Source organism: Shewanella avicenniae (assembly GCF_017354945.1).
Taxonomy (GTDB): domain Bacteria; phylum Pseudomonadota; class Gammaproteobacteria; order Enterobacterales; family Shewanellaceae; genus Shewanella; species Shewanella avicenniae.
This window is the reverse complement of record NZ_CP071503.1, coordinates 799605-816619: the sequence shown is the minus strand read 5'-3', so window position 1 is coordinate 816619 and position 17015 is coordinate 799605. Positions and strand designations below refer to the sequence as shown.

General features: G+C 48.6%; 16 protein-coding genes and 4 tRNA genes. 5 read left to right on the top strand and 15 right to left on the bottom strand.

All coding sequences use genetic code 11. The features are described 5' to 3' along the window. Window positions 1-25 precede the first annotated feature (25 nt). From miaA to orn, 11 genes are all read right to left on the bottom strand, one after another. Complete coding sequence (miaA, locus tag JYB87_RS03520) at window positions 26-916, bottom strand: tRNA (adenosine(37)-N6)-dimethylallyltransferase MiaA (protein ID WP_228729936.1); 891 nt, start codon at window positions 914-916, stop codon at window positions 26-28. A gap of 32 nt (window positions 917-948) precedes the next feature. Continuing rightward, the gene (gene mutL, locus JYB87_RS03515) at window positions 949-2790 is read right to left on the bottom strand and encodes a DNA mismatch repair endonuclease MutL (RefSeq protein ID WP_207355534.1); all 1842 of its coding nucleotides are present in this window, start codon (window positions 2788-2790) and stop codon (window positions 949-951) included. 7 nt (window positions 2791-2797) lie between these two features. Next, a complete protein-coding gene (locus JYB87_RS03510; RefSeq protein ID WP_207355533.1) occupies window positions 2798-4132 on the bottom strand; it encodes an N-acetylmuramoyl-L-alanine amidase in 1335 nt (444 codons plus the stop codon). Then, window positions 4119-4598: a tRNA (adenosine(37)-N6)-threonylcarbamoyltransferase complex ATPase subunit type 1 TsaE gene (tsaE, locus tag JYB87_RS03505; RefSeq protein ID WP_207355532.1), complete on the bottom strand. Its 480-nt coding sequence runs from the start codon at window positions 4596-4598 to the stop codon at window positions 4119-4121. Before tsaE ends, JYB87_RS03510 begins: the two co-directional genes overlap by 14 nt. A gap of 33 nt (window positions 4599-4631) precedes the next feature. Beyond that, entirely contained in the window at window positions 4632-6116 is a 1485-nt protein-coding gene (locus JYB87_RS03500; RefSeq protein ID WP_207355531.1) for an NAD(P)H-hydrate dehydratase, read from the bottom strand. Between the two features lie 211 nt (window positions 6117-6327). Beyond that, the gene (locus tag JYB87_RS03495; RefSeq protein WP_207355530.1) at window positions 6328-6783 is read right to left on the bottom strand and encodes a hypothetical protein; all 456 of its coding nucleotides are present in this window, start codon (window positions 6781-6783) and stop codon (window positions 6328-6330) included. Between the two features lie 250 nt (window positions 6784-7033). Continuing rightward, a tRNA-Gly gene (locus JYB87_RS03490) sits at window positions 7034-7109 on the bottom strand. A 19-nt stretch (window positions 7110-7128) separates the two neighbouring features. After that, a tRNA-Gly gene (locus JYB87_RS03485) sits at window positions 7129-7204 on the bottom strand. A 24-nt stretch (window positions 7205-7228) separates the two neighbouring features. Then, window positions 7229-7304, bottom strand: a tRNA-Gly gene (locus JYB87_RS03480). A gap of 20 nt (window positions 7305-7324) precedes the next feature. Beyond that, a tRNA-Gly gene (locus JYB87_RS03475) sits at window positions 7325-7400 on the bottom strand. 100 nt (window positions 7401-7500) lie between these two features. Then, window positions 7501-8046, bottom strand: coding sequence for an oligoribonuclease (gene orn / locus JYB87_RS03470; RefSeq protein ID WP_207355529.1), 546 nt, complete (start codon window positions 8044-8046; stop codon window positions 7501-7503). A gap of 99 nt (window positions 8047-8145) precedes the next feature. Here orn and rsgA point away from each other — a divergent pair, with 99 nt between their 5' ends. The 3 genes from rsgA to JYB87_RS03455 all read left to right on the top strand — a co-directional run bounded on the left by rsgA (window position 8146) and on the right by JYB87_RS03455 (window position 11005). Beyond that, a complete protein-coding gene (rsgA, locus tag JYB87_RS03465) occupies window positions 8146-9210 on the top strand; it encodes a small ribosomal subunit biogenesis GTPase RsgA (protein ID WP_207355528.1) in 1065 nt (354 codons plus the stop codon). Between the two features lie 22 nt (window positions 9211-9232). Next, window positions 9233-10093: an archaetidylserine decarboxylase gene (asd, locus tag JYB87_RS03460; protein WP_207355527.1), complete on the top strand. Its 861-nt coding sequence runs from the start codon at window positions 9233-9235 to the stop codon at window positions 10091-10093. Between the two features lie 189 nt (window positions 10094-10282). Further along, entirely contained in the window at window positions 10283-11005 is a 723-nt protein-coding gene (locus tag JYB87_RS03455) for a glycerophosphodiester phosphodiesterase (RefSeq protein WP_207355526.1), read from the top strand. Window positions 11006-11043: 38 nt separating this feature from the next. Here JYB87_RS03455 and JYB87_RS03450 read toward each other — a convergent pair whose 3' ends face one another. Further along, window positions 11044-11376 (bottom strand): DUF3392 domain-containing protein, encoded by a 333-nt coding sequence (locus JYB87_RS03450; protein ID WP_207355525.1) that lies wholly within the window; start codon window positions 11374-11376, stop codon window positions 11044-11046. 51 nt (window positions 11377-11427) lie between these two features. Here JYB87_RS03450 and JYB87_RS03445 point away from each other — a divergent pair, with 51 nt between their 5' ends. Then, window positions 11428-12354, top strand: a complete 927-nt coding sequence (locus tag JYB87_RS03445; RefSeq protein WP_207355524.1) for a D-2-hydroxyacid dehydrogenase — start codon at window positions 11428-11430, stop codon at window positions 12352-12354. 153 nt (window positions 12355-12507) lie between these two features. Then, the gene (locus JYB87_RS03440) at window positions 12508-12699 is read left to right on the top strand and encodes a bacterioferritin-associated ferredoxin (RefSeq protein ID WP_207355523.1); all 192 of its coding nucleotides are present in this window, start codon (window positions 12508-12510) and stop codon (window positions 12697-12699) included. 38 nt (window positions 12700-12737) lie between these two features. Here JYB87_RS03440 and JYB87_RS03435 read toward each other — a convergent pair whose 3' ends face one another. The 3 genes from JYB87_RS03435 to JYB87_RS03425 all read right to left on the bottom strand — a co-directional run bounded on the left by JYB87_RS03435 (window position 12738) and on the right by JYB87_RS03425 (window position 16745). Then, window positions 12738-14366 carry a sigma-54-dependent Fis family transcriptional regulator gene (locus JYB87_RS03435; protein ID WP_207355522.1) on the bottom strand — a complete coding sequence of 543 codons (1629 nt, stop codon included), beginning with the start codon at window positions 14364-14366 and terminating at the stop codon, window positions 12738-12740. A gap of 277 nt (window positions 14367-14643) precedes the next feature. Further along, window positions 14644-15000: a cytochrome c3 family protein gene (locus tag JYB87_RS03430; protein ID WP_207355521.1), complete on the bottom strand. Its 357-nt coding sequence runs from the start codon at window positions 14998-15000 to the stop codon at window positions 14644-14646. A gap of 62 nt (window positions 15001-15062) precedes the next feature. Continuing rightward, window positions 15063-16745 carry an FAD-dependent oxidoreductase gene (locus JYB87_RS03425; RefSeq protein ID WP_207355520.1) on the bottom strand — a complete coding sequence of 561 codons (1683 nt, stop codon included), beginning with the start codon at window positions 16743-16745 and terminating at the stop codon, window positions 15063-15065. Window positions 16746-17015 lie beyond the last annotated feature (270 nt).

The window sequence follows — 17015 nt, the reverse complement described above, 5'->3', positions numbered from 1 at the left end:
GTATTATACAGCAAGGGCCATTAAGCTAGAGGCTTTGGCGTATAACTGTTACTAAATTACTTTCAGCACCGCTTTCGAGCCAAGTTAAGTTTGGCCATCCCCGCAACCATGTTAATTGACGCTTTGCCAATTGCCTAGTAGCGGCAATGGCTTTTTCGGTCATATTTTCATGGTCAAACTCTCCGTCTAGATACTGCCAACATTGGCGATATCCCACACAGCGCATCGACGGTAATTCTAAATGTAAATCTGTTCGAGCGCGTAAACGCTCAACTTCTTCAACAAACCCTAGCGCTAACATCTGATTAAATCGCAGTGCAATGCGATCATGTAAGACTTTTCGGTCACTCGGTGCAATCGCAAATTGAACCGCCTCATAAGGGAACGCATCAGACTTGGTCTGCGTTAACTCAGTCAGTGACTTGCCACTGATACGATAAACCTCTAACGCTCGCGATAACCGCTGCGGATCGTTAGGATGAATTCTTGCGGCGGACACAGGATCTACCTCAGCCAGTTGCTGATGCATCACTTGCCAGCCAAGTTGTTCGGCTTGCACCATGATCTCTGCGCGGATTTGCTCGTCCGCTGCTGGTAACGGTGATAGCCCTTCAAGTAACGCCTTGAAGTACATCATGGTACCGCCGACCAATAACGGCGTTTTGCCTTGCGCGATGATCTGTTCAATTTCGCATAGACAATCACTGCGAAAATCCGCGGCTGAGTAACTTTCGCTAGGGTCGAGAATATCAATCAAGCGATGCGGCGCACGCGCCAACTCTTGTGCTGACGGCTTGGCGGTACCGATATCCATCTCACGATAAATCAGCGCCGAATCGACGGAGATAATCTCACAGTTGTGCTGCTCAGCAAGCGCAATAGCTAAGTCGGTTTTGCCCGATGCAGTGGGTCCCATTAATGTGATAACCCGTGGCTTTGCTGTTGCCGTCAAACTGAATTACCTACCCATTGTTGCCAAGGTAACGCCTTGGCCATTTTTAAAATTTGTTGTCGTTGCGCATCATCGAGTTGCAAAAATTGCTGCCAAATTAGAGGCGCCGAGATATATCCGCTAACACTTTTCGTAGCCATCCATTCCGCTATCTCGGTCAATGAATGCTCGCCTTGCGCCAACCATTCCAGCAGCGCTGGAACCACTTGCGCAAGTTGCGTGTCCCGCAGATATGGGGGCACTTTTTTAATAATCAACTGACGCTGACGTAAGTCGATTGAAAAGCCCAATTGCTGCAACAACTCGTTATGGCTGGATAACAACGTTTTTGCCGCAGTGCTGGCTTCCACTGCCACCGGCATCAATAAGGGTTGCATCGGCAAACCTTTATCGAGCTTTAGCCCAATATCCAGCTTAGTCAACGCACTGGCGACTTGCTTCACGGCCAACAAACTCAATTGATGTTCAGCCACTAACACCCAGTAATCGCCATCCAACAGCGGCGGCATGGAAGCACTATCAACGTCATGTGTCTGGGCAACTTTCGCCTCATGAACCGCCATCGGCGTAGTGATCAGCGCACCGTAACTTCGCACTGCGGCTTTTGAAGGCGAACTGGCACCATATTGCCGTGCAGCTGAACTCAAGTTGAATGAACCGTAGCTCTCTCGCTCAGATGCTGGATCTGCAGCTGGACGATATTCCCCAGTCTCATAATCAATCTCGGATGCTAGTTGTCGAGGCTCACGCTGGCTGGTTGCTCCCCCTTCATCGGCGCGGCGATCATAGGTGGACTGGCTTAATTGCGACTTAATTGGCGCTTGTTCTGCGACTAACGGCAATGACCAGCATTGCTCGAGCGCTGACGAGAGCGCCTGTAACACAAAGTCGTGCACAAAGCGGGCCTCGTGAAAGCGTACTTCATGCTTAGCGGGGTGCACGTTGACATCAACCTGATGCGGATCAACCGACAACATGAGGATGTAACCGGGCTGTTCAAGCTCGCCCAATCCTGCAAAGGCTTGCTTGACCGCATGGGTCACCAGTCGATCACGCACATGGCGGCCATTGACGTAAAAATAGTGTGCATCGACTAACTCGGTTTGCATGGGAGATTGCAGATAACCGCTGAGTCGCAGGCCATCATGCTCACATTCCACCTTGAGCGCATGTTCCACAAAGCCACGGCCACACACTTGGGTTAATCGTTGCAAATACTGACTTTCATTGGTTGCAGGTCGATAGTTACGTACCTGCTTGCCGTTATGTTTGAGCGTTAAATGGATTTCTGGACGCGCGAGTGCGATCCGCTTTAGCCATTCATCGATATGGGTAAATTCGGTCTTATCGCTTTTTAGAAAACGACGGCGGGCGGGGGTATTAAAAAATAAGTCGGCAACTTCAATTGTCGTGCCTTGCGGATGTGCCGCTGGCATCACTTTCACCGCCATTTCTGAGCCTTCGGCGTAAGCTAACCACGCTTCCGCCTGTTCTGCAGTTTTGGAGGTGAGCGTTAAACGGGCCACCGAACTAATACTCGCGAGTGCTTCGCCGCGAAAGCCAAAACTTAAAATCGCTTCTAAATCATCGATGCTGCTAAGTTTTGAGGTGGCATGGCGAGACAGCGCCAAGGCCAACTCTTCTTTAGCGATGCCATTGCCATTGTCTTGAATTTTTATCAGCTTGGCGCCGCCCTTATCGATCTCAATATCGACTCGGGTTGCACCAGCATCAAGGCTATTTTCCACCAGTTCTTTCACAACGGAGGCGGGCCGCTCGACGACTTCACCGGCCGCAATTTGGTTCGCTAGTTGCGGAGGTAACACGCGTATTGTCATAGCGACCTCAAACTCTTGGAATGACCAATTTTTGGCCAATCCATAACACGTTGGATTTAAGATTATTGGCCTTTTTAATGGCATCAATTGAGACGTTATAGCGCGCCGAAATCACCGATAACGACTCGCCACTCACCACCCGATGATTAATGGTGGCGCTGCGCGCCAATAACGTGCCTTCGGGCGGGTACGTTTTGAAGTAATTGATAATGCCGCCATAAATCGCATCCGCTAGTTTCTGTTGATGGCTATCGCTTCGCAGCAACTTCTCTTCTGACGGGTTAGAAATAAACCCGGTTTCAACCAACAGCGAAGGAATATCAGGCGACTTTAATACTGCCAAACTGGCGTACTCTGGATTACTTTTATGCAATTTGGTGACCTTGCCTAAGCGTCCCAAAATATCACTAGCGACTCGATAACCCGCCGAGCGCGAGTTATCCATCGACATATCGATTAGCGTGCGCATCAAATACTGCTCACTGTCGGTGTTCTGCACGATTTCACCCACACCGCCTAAAAGCTCAGAGACTTTCTCACTTTGCTCCAGTAACCGACCCATTTCAGAATTGGCACGACGATTTGATAGCACCCACACCGAGGCGCCGCGCGGTTGTGGCGAGGTAAACGCATCGGCGTGAATCGACACCAATAAATCTGCTTTGCCTTTGCGTGCCAACTCAGAGCGCCGGTTGAGATCGACGAAGTAATCCCCTGAACGGGTCATGATCGCTTTCATGCCCGGTACGGTATTAATCTGTTCAGTGACACGCTTGGCAATCGCTAAAGCAACCCGCTTTTCATACATTCCCGATGGCCCGATTGAACCGGGATCATCACCGCCGTGTCCGGCGTCAATCGCCACAATAATATCGCGATCATCGCTCTGCTGCCGATCGCTGTCTTGCTTAATCGTTGCTTTGCGGCCAGGGTCAAAATCGACGACCAACCGATCGCCGTATGGCCCGGTTGGTGGCAATGAAAATAGGTTGGCTGTAGCTGTCTGTTTCAGATCCACCACTATCCGTAAAATGCCTTGCTTCGGCGGTTTACTAAGCCGCACTTTTTTAACCAACTCACTGTTATTACTCAGTTCCGCCAACGAGAGCTTGCTACCTTGCTGAGTATCATCTAAATCAATCACCAAACGTTCTGGATTATCGAGAGTGAAGTGATTGAAATCAGGCTTGTTGGCTAAATCAAAGACAATCCGCGTTGAATCAGGGGCAGCCCAAATACGGACGCTATTGAGCGTATTTGCGGCGAAAGCGGCAGCACTAGAAAGTGCGAACAGCGTGGCCGTCGCAATGGAAAAAAAGGAGATGTTATTAGCTTTTAGCATTGTTATTTATGTTATCTAATAGCACCTTGCCAGCAGGCGACGAGGCTTCGATGGTAATTTCTCGACCAGTATTAACATATTTAATATGCAGATGTATATCCGCAGCAGGCAAACAGCCTTCACCTTTATCGGGCCACTCAACTAAACATAAGCTGCGATCGCTGAAATAATCGCGTATACCCATGAACTCAAGTTCTTCAGGATCACTTAATCGATACAGATCAAAGTGATAAACATCGATATCCGCCAACTCATAGGGTTCAACAAGGGTGTAAGTTGGGCTTTTCACCGCCCCTTGATGACCCAAGGCTTGGATCAGTCCACGACTCATGGTGGTTTTACCGGCGCCGAGCTCGCCGGTCAGGTAAATCACTAATGGCGGTTTAATCGCTTGGGCGAGGGTTCGACCTAAGGCAACGGTTTCAGATTCATCTTGCAGCTGCAATACAAGCGTTTCACTCGACATTGTTTCACTTCCATTCTGCAGCGTTAGCTGCGGTTACACAGTATTGACTAATCGGCGGATCCAAGGAAATAGATCGCTTGCCAACATGCCGCGCTCACCTTGCTCTGCTGCTTTATCTGCGGCTTCACCATGAATGACTACGGCGGCAACGGTGGCACTGACCAAACTTAGCCCTTGGGCTATAAGTGCGCCGATTATACCAGATAACACATCACCACACCCACCACTGGCAAGCCCCGGATTACCCACGGGTGCTACATATACTGTGTCGCCATCGCAAATTAAAGTGCCAGCACCTTTTAGCAGCACAACCCCACCAAAACGCTGCTGCAATTCGCGCACGGCAGCAAACCTATCTTGTTCGATTGCTTGAATATTGCACCCCAACAAACGCGCGGCTTCTCCTGGATGCGGCGTAAGCACCCAATTTGCTTCGCGTCTGGGGTCTTGGCTTAAAAGATTCAGTGCATCAGCATCTAACACCATCGGCTTTTCGCTCAGCCCCACCGCTTTGAATAGGTTGTAACCCCAATCTTGTTTACCCAACCCAGGCCCAAGCACCAGCACTCTGGCCCAACCAAGCCGAGAATAGACCTCCATATCCACCAGCTCGCAGCCCCAAAACATCAGCTCGGGGCGATTGCTATTCACCGTCTGTTGATGCTCTGGCCGACTGATCACAGTTACTAAACCGGCACCGGCTCGCAGCGCCGCTTCACCGGCAAGCCGCACCGCGCCCGCCATGCCATAGTCGCCACCGATTACCGTTACTCGGCCACTGTCACCTTTGTGGCTATCACGCGCGCGAACACCAAGACAGCCAGCAAGATAGTCATAGCCGACACGTTTGACCTTTGCTGCGGGTAAAAAATCATTGAGGCCAAGATCGGCAAAGAACAGTAATCCACTGCAATTACGCGCCTTGCTGGTCAGCAGCCCCTGCTTCATCGCGCCCATGCACAAGGTAAAGTCGGCAACGACGGCTGCGCCCGCGCCAGTATCCGCGTTAATGCCAGAGGGTAAATCGAGGCTAAATATGATGGCATCCGTTTGATTAATTGCAGTCACTAGAGACGCCATCTCATCACGCAATTCACCGCGAACCCCAGTACCTAATAAGCCATCGACAATGACATCAAACTCGGCCAACAGCGCATCATTTGTTAGTTCGATGATAGGGTCGTGATAGCCATGTTCAGTCAGCAATTGCCACGCTTGCTGCCATTCATCAGTGGGGTATTTTGCTGGATGCAGTGCCAAAGCGACGTCAAATTCGCGCTGTTTGAGCCAGTAGTAACAAAGCAATGCGTCAGCGCCATTATTGCCCTGTCCCGCAATCACCAAAATACGACTGGTGGCAGGAATACGCTGCTGGAGCAATTCAAATGCGGCCAAGCCTGCCCGTTCCACCAATTGATAGAGAGAAGTTTGATGGTGCGCCGCCCACGCAAGTTCGGCATCACGAATGGCCGCTGCTGAATACAGCGCTGTAGGAAGATGAGACAAATTTTGCGCCATGTAAACGACTCCACCAAGCAGAATAACAACCCTAAATTGAGGTTTAGGTAACTTTGAGTGCTTAATTAGTAAGCATTGAGCCTAGCAAGTTCCAACAGAACGCAACATGACATTGGTCATTATCGTAATGATTAAATTACCAAAAGATGAAAAAAGCCCGGTCAAGCCGGGCTGAAGATGTGCTATTTACGGGAGTTTTTAGCAGTAAAAATCAGATATCATCCATCCGCATCGTGCTATGCACTAAGCGTTGTTGGTGGATTTTTTGCACACGCACTAAATCTTCAAGTGCACTTTTTACATCTTCTGCCGAAGAGGAGTTAGCGGTTTTTTCCAGCAAGCCAATCAGCAGATTGTCTAATTCAAGATGTAATTCCAACACGTCTTCATCGTTCATGCTAGCCGGTAGCATGGCGTTTTCGCAACGTTTGCTGAAATCTTCAAAGACAAAATCTTTGTACCAGCTTTCCAAAATACGTTTTGGCGCTTCGTCCACATAGTCTTCTAAGTGACGCGCCACACCTTTCTGGTGTTGCTCAAAATAATCGAGTAGGAGTTTGGTTCGGGAAGAGTCTGCCTGTTCATTCAATCTATGGTACAACTTCGCCATATCTAAATGACATTCGGCAACATATTCAAGTAGTTCACGCAGTTGTTGGATACGCATTCCGCACCCTCCATGAGTTACAGCGCTTAGGCTGCTGGTTGATTTACTCTACGTCCATTATGTAAGTAATAGTCTAAGGATTACATGACGATTGTCATACTTTTCAGGTAACGGCATTCGCTACATTAGCAAACACGCAGAAAAACGGCGGTAGATCACGAAACCAGCACAGGCGATATCGATAGACTGAAATTACAGCTAAAAAATTAGTTGCTGATGGCAAGAAAATAAGGCGGGAGATTCGAAAAATTGGAGCGACATATCGGGTTCGAACCGATGACCTATACCTTGGCAAGGTATCGCTCTACCAACTGAGCTAATGTCGCATCGAGATTTGCAGATGATTGGAGCGACATATCGGGTTCGAACCGATGACCTATACCTTGGCAAGGTATCGCTCTACCAACTGAGCTAATGTCGCAATCATCAAACCGTTCAGCAGTATTGGAGCGACATATCGGGTTCGAACCGATGACCTATACCTTGGCAAGGTATCGCTCTACCAACTGAGCTAATGTCGCACTACTGAACCACGGAATGTTGGAGCGACATATCGGGTTCGAACCGATGACCTATACCTTGGCAAGGTATCGCTCTACCAACTGAGCTAATGTCGCATTCCGCGCTTCGCTTACATGATGCAGCGAAGGTGAGGCCGCATTATATGGAAATTTATTAACCCTGCAACCCCCTTGTGCATATTTACGCGTTAAGTGGTCAAATTTTAAATACTCGCTCACGATAGAAGCGCAATTCAGCCACAGATTCGCGAATATCATCCAACGCTTGATGGGTATTTTGTTTCTTAAAATCTTGCATGATGTCTGGCTGCCAGCGACGCACCAACTCTTTAATGGTGCTCACATCCAGATTGCGATAGTGGAAATAGTCTTCCAACTCCAACATATATTTGTTCAGAAAACGGCGATCTTGGCCAATGCTGTTACCACACATAGGCGATTTACCCTTTGGCACATGCTGCTCAAGAAAGCTAATTGTTGCGCGAATCGCATCTTCTTCTGAATATTCACTTGCGTGCACTCGATCGATCAAACCTGAAGCACCGTGGTGCTGCTGGTTCCAATCATCCATTGCCGCTAACACTTCATCGGATTGATGAATGGCAATGACTGGCCCTTCCGCCAAAATATTTAACTCTTTATCGGTCACAATTGTGGCAATTTCGATAATGCGATCGGTTGCAGGCTCAAGCCCTGTCATTTCCAGATCGATCCAAATCAGATTGTCAGCATTAGCCGCCATGTTCGTCATACTCCCGCAAGCGCCCTATCAGGCTTTTTTGTTCAATAGCGTGTATTATAGAGCCTTTGACCCCGAATCAGCATGATCTTATAGGTTTAAGTGAGCAAAAAGAAACCCCTGAGCCAAGGCCAGTTGCGCCGTATGAAGGCTAACCACCAAAAACGACTCGATCGCCGCCAAGCCAATGATGAGCCAGAAGTGGAGTTGCAAGAGAGCAATCTCGGCCCTGAACAAGAAGGCGTGGTGATTTCGCGTTTTGGCCAGCATGTGGATGTTGAAACTGCCGAAAGCAACATCGTGCGCTGCAATATTCGCCGCACCATTGGCAGCTTAGTCACCGGCGACAACGTGGTATTGCGGCTTGCCAATGACAACCAATCGGCGATTGGTGGCGTGGTTGAAGCGGTACATCCACGGCAATCTTCGCTCACCCGTCCAGATCTTTATGATGGGGTAAAAGTGGTAGCCGCTAACATCGATCAAATTTTGATTGTGTCTTCGGTACTGCCAGAATTTACCACTCAAATCATCGACCGCTATTTGGTGGCCGCCGAAGATACCGATATTCCTCCCATCATAGTGCTCAATAAAATCGATTTGTTGGATGACAGCAACAGCGAAGAGATTGAAACAGCGCTGCAGCGTTATCGCGACATCGGTTATCAAGTGCTGTGTGTGAGTAGTAAAACCGCCAATGGTTTAGATGAACTGCGTAATACACTGGCCCACAAAACCAGCATTTTTGCTGGGCAATCCGGCGTAGGCAAATCCTCGCTGATCAATGCATTGATGCCTGAAGCCGAATTACAAACTGGTGCAGTGTCGGATAACTCAGGGTTAGGTCAACACACCACCACCACCTCTAAGCTGCTGCATTTTGCTGATGGCGGTAAATTGATTGATTCTCCCGGCGTTCGTGAATTTGCGCTGTGGCATCTGCCGGCAGACCGTGTAGGATGGTGCTTTATTGAATTTAGAGACTATCTGGGCGGCTGTAAATTCCGCGATTGCAAGCACTTAGATGATCCTGGCTGTGAGCTGCGCTCCGCCGTCGAAGCAGGTAAAATCGCCGAAGACAGGTTTAACAACTACCATCGAATTATTGCCAGCTTGGGCGAACAACGTCACGCACGTTATTTCCGCGCTGGTATTGATGATATCTAACAATAACAAGGACTTGAAACCATTGGATAAGCTAAAAATCACACTGCAATATCTGCTACCTAAGCATTTGGTGTCGCGTTTAGTAGGTAAACTCGCTGCGGCTGAGTTAGGCGGTGTTACCACGTGGTTTATTAAAAAATTTATCGCCCAGTACAAGGTGCAGATGGCCGAAGCGATTGAGCCACAGCCGGAAGCTTACAAGACCTTTAACGCTTTTTTCACCCGCGCATTGAAGGATGGAGCCCGTCCGTTATTTGATGATGCAGGTTATATCGTCCATCCGGTCGATGGCACAGTGAGCCAACGTGGTCCCATTGAACAAGGGCGCATTATTCAAGCGAAAGGTCATGATTATTCAGCGTTGGCGCTATTGGGTGATAAAGCTGACGTGGCCGCCCGTTTTGAAGACGGTGACTTTGCCACTATCTATCTGGCACCGAGCGATTACCACCGCATCCATATGCCAGTGGCGGGCACCCTGTCGAAAATGATTTATGTGCCGGGCGAACTGTTCTCGGTTAACCCGTTAACCGCGCAGCACGTTCCTGGCTTATTTGCCCGCAACGAGCGCGTAGTGGCGATTTTTGAAACCGAAATTGGCCCTATGGCCATGGTGTTAGTCGGCGCGACGATTGTCGCCAGCATCGAGACGGTTTGGGCTGGCACAGTGACGCCACCTACCGGCAAAAAAGTCTTCGTGTGGGATTATGACACCGAAGCTGAAAACGCCATCACGCTAGAGAAAGGCGCAGAGATGGGTCGCTTTAAACTCGGCAGCACAGTGGTGATGCTGTTTGAAAAAGGGGCGCTGGAGAGCTTTGTTGCTGAAGTGGTTCCCGGTGCGACCACCCGCATGGGTCAAGCTTTTGCCAAGAAAGCGTAATCATCGTTCAATCGTTTAACGCCGTGCGCTGCACGGCGTTTTTGTTACCTACCTAAGCTCATCTTTACCACACCACAAGCGCAGTTCACTAGAAAGTCAGCGCTCATCTATAGTTATTGCCATGGCAATGTTGTATCGTGCCAGCGATTAGCTAAAGGTCATGTTTTCCATCACCTAAAGGATGTTTAAATGCTGGTTATTGCACACCGCGGCGCAAGTGGTCATCGCCCCGAAAATACGCTGAGTGCTATCGATTATGCGCTCACGTTAGGCGCAAAGGCGATTGAGTTAGACGTGCATTGCGTGGAAGGTGAGTTATACGTATTCCATGACCGCCGCTTAGAGTTTAAAAGTAGTGGCCTTGGGGTCATCGATCGTCACAGCCGCGATGAACTTAGTCACTATACAGTGGCCGGTGAAGCGATTCCGACGCTGTGGCAGGTCATGGAACTGGTCGCTGGCCGCGCCATGATCAACATTGAACTCAAAGGAGTTCACACGCTCGCGCCGCTGCTTGAACAATACCCTTGGTTTATCAGTAAGTTTGGCTTTAGCGCAGAACAACTGCTGATCTCATCGTTTAATCACCGTTATCTGGAGCAATTGCGGCAGTTACTCCCTGATGCCGCCATTGGTATTCTCTACAGCGGCATTCCCCTGAGCATTGAACAAGACATTGCCGCCATCAAACCACAGGCCTTGCATCTCGACATCAGTTTTATCAGCCACGAGATGTTGCACATTGCCAAGCAGTATCAGCTAAAAACCTATGTGTATACCGTTGATTTTATAGATGATATTTATGCACTACAGCAACTTGGCGTCGACGGTATCTTTACCAACTTTCCCGATCGCGCGTTTCATGCACTGGAACAACCCAGCGACCAAATCGACGCGCACTGGTTTGACTAAACCTTTAATGGTACTTAACCACTAGCGTTAACTAGCCTTTAGCTTTGACGATTACGCTGCGCCCAAGAGCCGAGCAAGAAAAACACCACACACACCAGCAGTAACATCCACATGGACGGCATATGGCGCAGCTGTCCTGCCAGCCAAGGGCTCAGTGTGACAATCAACAGCCCAAAGCCAAAGGCGTTCACCACAATAAAAATCAAAGTGCGGAGAATAAATGACCGAGCACCAAGTTGCATGCGTAGCCAACGGTTGCAATCCGCACCAAACACCACAATGATACAAGACACCATCGCGGTAGCGATTTCATTCATCCAAGGATGTAACATCGCACCGGTTCGCGTTAGAAAAGAAACCACTAAGTCCATGAATAATCACTGTTGAGTCGTAAATTGCTCGACAGCATAAAGGGGAACACCATGTCGCACAAGCTGTTGTTGCTGACCCGTGAAAACGAGATTTACCACCAGCTATTAAGCGACCTAGCCTTACCCAATCTCACCATTGTTGACGAACAACCAGCGCAGATCAGCAGTACCGATATCTGGTTGGCAGAGCCCGGTTTAGCGGCGCCACTCATTTCTGTTGGCCATTCACTGCAATGGCTGCAAAGCACCTTTGCTGGGGTGGATAAATTGATGCAACTTAAGCGTCCACTCAGTTGCCAACTCACCAATATCAAGGGCGTTTTTGGCCCATTGATGAGCGAATATGTGTTTGGTTATCTGCTCAACATCTATCGTCAACAAGGGCTCTATGCGGCGCAACAACGGCAACAGCTTTGGCAAGAAGGTGAATACCGCACTTTACAGGGCAAAACCTTAGTGGTGTTGGGCACGGGTTCAATTGGCAGCCATCTGGCACAAACGGCTCATCATTTTGGCATGAAGGCGCTAGGAGTCAGTCGCCGCGGCCGCGCAACCGCAGGGTTTGAGCGGGTGTATGAGATATCGCAGTTCGCGAGCATCATTAGTTGCGCAGATGTATTGGTGAATGCCTTACCGCACACGCCACAGACAGTCCATCTTTTGAATGGCGAACTGCTCAGCAAGTTACCGCAGAATGCGACTTTGTTTAATGTGGGCCGTGGCTCGGCAATCATCCTCGATGAACTGACGCAATTGCTACAACAGCGCGCAGATTTAACCGCCGTGCTCGATGTCTTTGAGCAAGAACCGTTACACAGCAGCCACAAGATTTGGCAACAAGCCAACGCGATTATCACTCCGCACATCGCAGCGCCGAGCTTTCCTGAGCAAGTGGTACAGATTTTTGCCGACAATTATCAGCGTTTTTGCCAGCAACAACCGTTAATGAATCTGGTTGATATCAGTGCAGGCTATTGATTGTTAATTGAAATCATTTCAATGATAAAAATGGTGCAGTCTTAGACGTGACAAAGTGCAAAAAATCCGCAAAACAGCATTGTGAATGAGAATGGTTTTCACTTATAATCACATCCACAACGAAAATTTCGATTTCATTGCGGAGATATCACCATGTACGTGTGCCTGTGTCATGCCATTACTGACACCCAAATTAAACAGGCCGTGAGTCAAGGAGATACCAGCTTAAAGGATGTAAAAAAGCGCTTGGGCGTGGGCGACCAATGCGGCAAATGCACCAAAATGGCGGCGCTGATTATTGAGCAGCAGTTAGCACTAGAGCCAAACTACTACGAAGTGGCCTAACCAACGGCAGCCCTATTGCGCACAATGAAGTGCCAAGGTTAATCCTCAGCTAAATCATACTGTTTAAGCTTACGATATAAGGTAGTCAGGCTAATTCCCAACTGCTTGGCCGCAAAGGTTTTATTGTTATGTACGCTGTCTAGCACATTGATGATATGTGCGCGTTCCACATCTTCTAGCGTATTTTGCTGACAGGTCAAACTCTGGCTTTTATCCATACTATTTCGAATATTATTTGGCAAATCAGCCGGTGTAATCTGCGGGCCTTTACCTAATACCACTGCATACTCCATCGCATTGACCAGTTCACGCACATTACCCGGCCAGTTGTAATTGAGCAGCAAATCAACGCAATCAGGGCTCAAACTCACTATATCGCGACTAAACAATTCGTTGAATTTACTCAGATAATATCTGCAAAGAGGCAGAATATCCTCGGTACGACTCCGTAACGGTGGCAAGGCAATTTCAATCACATTTAGGCGATAGTAAAGATCTTGGCGAAATACCCCTTTGGCGACCGCATCGACCAAATTCACATTGGTGGCCGAGATTAAGCGCACATCCACTTGGCGAGTTTTGGTTTCACCAATCCGGCGCACTTCGTTTTCTTGAATCACCCGCAGTAACTTCACTTGGGTTGTTAATGGCAACTCACCGACTTCATCGAGAAACAGCGTGCCGCCATGGGCACTTTCGATAAGCCCAGCTTTGTCTTGATCGGCACCAGTAAATGCGCCTTTTACATAGCCGAACAGTTCACTTTCAATCACGGTTTCGGTTAATGCGCCGCAGTTAATCGCCACAAATGGCTTATCTTTGCGCGCCGATTGCTCATGAATATGGCGCACGAGCACCTCTTTACCAACACCGCTCTCACCGGTGATCAACACCGAGGTGGTGACCGCACTGACGCGATCAGCCAGCAGGGTAACTTCGTGCATAAGGTTGCTGGATGACACCATCTGATCTGCCTTCAAACTACTGGCAGAAAATGGAAACTCCACTTGTTGAAACAAGTTGGGGAGAACCGAGTTGCTGTTAACTAAGGTGCTGTCAATTTCACTGCCGCTAATGCCACCAAAATAGCGTAACGCCGCCGGTGCATCCTCGCCCCATTGGTCAACAAAGTTACCGATAAAATGGCAATAGGCTTGACCTTGCGCCTGGCATTCAATTTCAGCGAAATACACGGTACGCCCCTGCACGTGGGACACAAAGCCACTGGCTAAACCGGCCTTTTCCCAACATACTTCAGTGTCAGACAGACCATGTAAGCGCAAGGACTCCTCCGCTTCAAAGGTGCCAACAAAATAGCTTTCCACCAGCGGTTTGCCTTCCAGCCCACTGGTCCGTACCGAACTAATGATTTCGCCATAACCCAACATCGCGCCAACACGGGGGCCAACATTGCCTTGCAATGCTTCGGCCCAAACGTCAGGAAAATGTTCTCGCAGTTGTTTCGCAACTAGCCAGCCACGGGCAAATCCAGCACGGGTCAGAAAGGTGCGCGCGGTTTCTTCACCAACACAATCAATTAGTTCAGAACGACAAAAGCCGTGGGATTGCAATTCGGTAAATTGCACTCGTAACCCAAGAAACGAAATCATGCCGCCACGGGGTTTGAATGCTAATAGCTCTCTGAGATCCAACTGCGAGGTATTCATTAGATAAATCTTTTAAAAACAGATGGTTTAGCTTACTACAGCAAACTAATACGACAGAGGAAGCAGTTCACAGTTCACTACGATGGCAGCGGGCGATAGCGTGAAAATCGGAGTTAGATCAACTGCGGAGAGCTGGGTGTGCTCAACTGATTTGGCGCTTACTCAAAAATTGTACAGTGCTTGATTTTCACAGCAAAAAAAAACCTGAAGACAGGGGACTGCCTTCAGGTGAGTAGATGGTGAAAAGCCGCGGATAAGCTTTTCAAGTGGGGCTCTACTAAGGAACTTTAAAATCAAAGCGCGCGTGGCAACCGGCACAGTAGTTGTCAGATTTTTGGTGAATATGATGACAGTTGCTGCAATCAGTTTCGGTACCAAAGTGACGGTTTTCATGTGGATTGGTAGGTTTCACGTCTTTGGTTTTCTTCGCCAAAGATTGAGTATTATGGCACTTGGTACAGGTCAGCATATTAACCGCTTGGCGAGGTTGAGCATCACCATGACATGAGGCACATTTAATGCCTTTGTCGAAGTGAGTTTCATCCAACAGGTTTTGCCCTTTGGCCATCGCACTGCCAACAAATACCGTTAACACTGCGGTCAGTAACAAATTAAATAATGGATATTTTTTCATTTGATTCATTCCTTAAACTCAGGTGGCATCGCCCGCGCCACGCGCGGGCCTGCAATCACTCACTACAGCTTGGCAACGTAGCGGCCAGTCAAATAACCGAAGGTGTAGCAGCGACCAAGCGATAAACCGAGTACTGTCATTGGATAGTCGGCACCGCCATAGAAACCACCGGCCATGTTGCCGATGATAAACAGGCCACCAATCGGCTTGCCGTCAGCATCCAGTGCTTGAGAGTTAGTATCGACCACCATGCCAGAGCAGATCCCTGTCAGACGGATTTCACGGTGAATACCGTAGAAAGGAGGTTTCACAATTGGCAACAGCTTGTCGGCTGGTTTACCGAAGTCGTCATCACGGCCTTTTTCACACTGTTCGTTATAACGTTTAACGCTTGCCACAAAGGTCTTAGGATCGCATTGCAGTTTTTCAGCCAGCTCTTCTAAGGTGTTGGCCACATGAGTGTTTGTCAGCGAAGGGAAAACGCCTTTTTTATCCGCTTCCACATCTGGCATATAGCTTTTCAACCCTTCTGGCGGTACCAGATGGCCAGGCCATTTTGCGGCAGCGGTCATGTAATCAGCATCAAAAATTTGTGAATAGTGACCGGCGTTTTCTGCATCACGCAGATAGTTACCCATCACGCACATTTCGTAGGTTTCATCGACGAAACGTTCACCTTTACGGTTAACAGATAGAAATGGCATATCGCACATTGATGCAGGACCCGCATCAAAGTCATGCAGAATTTTGGTGTGGCCGATTGGCTCAATCACACCACCTGCCCAGTACGCCATGGCAAAGCCATCACCGGTGCGTTCCAGCTGTTTACGGACAAAGTTTTTCGCATCGGGCACAAAGTAGTCACACATCGCTTCGTTGTTTTGATAATCACCCGCCGCCAAAATCACCCCTTTTTTGGCCAAGTAACGATGATATTTACCATCACGAGATTGAGCGATGACGCCGATAACCTTTCCTGCAGCATCTTGAACAAGTTGTTTTGCAGGCATATTGAAGAAGAATTTAACCCCTTCTTTTTCAGCAATTTTTGCCAAATCTCGCATGCCATCACCTGTGGTATATGGCTTAGGACCATATTCAGTGGTAATGAAGTTCAACTTGTATGGTGTTAGGCCAAACGATGGAAATTGGCGTTTAGTGCCCAAATCTTTAATTTGCGCGCCAGCCTTATTTGAGCGGTCAATCAACCACTTCAACGCTTCGCCTGAGTTGTAGGCCCATTTGCGGATCAGTGCAGGGTTTGGACGGTGCGCGTTTTGACGCAGGATTTTAGAGACCAAGGCTTCTACCGCAGCTTTGTCACTGTTTTCAAAATCCACGCCAGAGCCTGTGTTACCTTGGGAGACCACAATCGCTTGCTTTTGCAAACAGGCCACAGAGGCACCATTTTCTACCGCTGACAATGCCGCTGGCACACCAGCAGCACCGGCACCAACGACCACCACGTCAAAGCTTTGCGTGGACGCAATATCTTTTTCAGCAATCACTGCTGGCTTAGGCAAAAAGTTAAGGGTGGCGCCACCATCACTACTGGTTGCATAGGTTTGCTGACATTCAGCAGTTTCTGCCGCTGATGCCATACCTGCAGTCAAACCCGATGCCGCCATTGCGCCAGTAGCGGCAGCAGCACCGGTGAGAAATTTACGACGTGAAATACCATGTTTTAGGGCATACGCTGTGTACGGATCTAGCGCTTTTTGCTCATGAGAATTATCTGCGCTCATGCGGTTCTCCTTAGTTTTCGTTATCAGTTGACTGGCAGTCGCGGGGTTCACCTTGCCACGCACATCACAACTCACTGCTCAACGCCAATTGATGACATTCCCCAGAAACGCTATTCACAGTGAGTTATCCAGTTAACCGCTTATAGCGAAAGCTATGCCAAAAATACAAAAAAATTTAACTACATGATTTTTATAAATTTAATGTATTAGTGAATTAAAAACTCACTGTCGAATTGCAAAATAGCTATAACGATATGGAAGAGTAAAAGC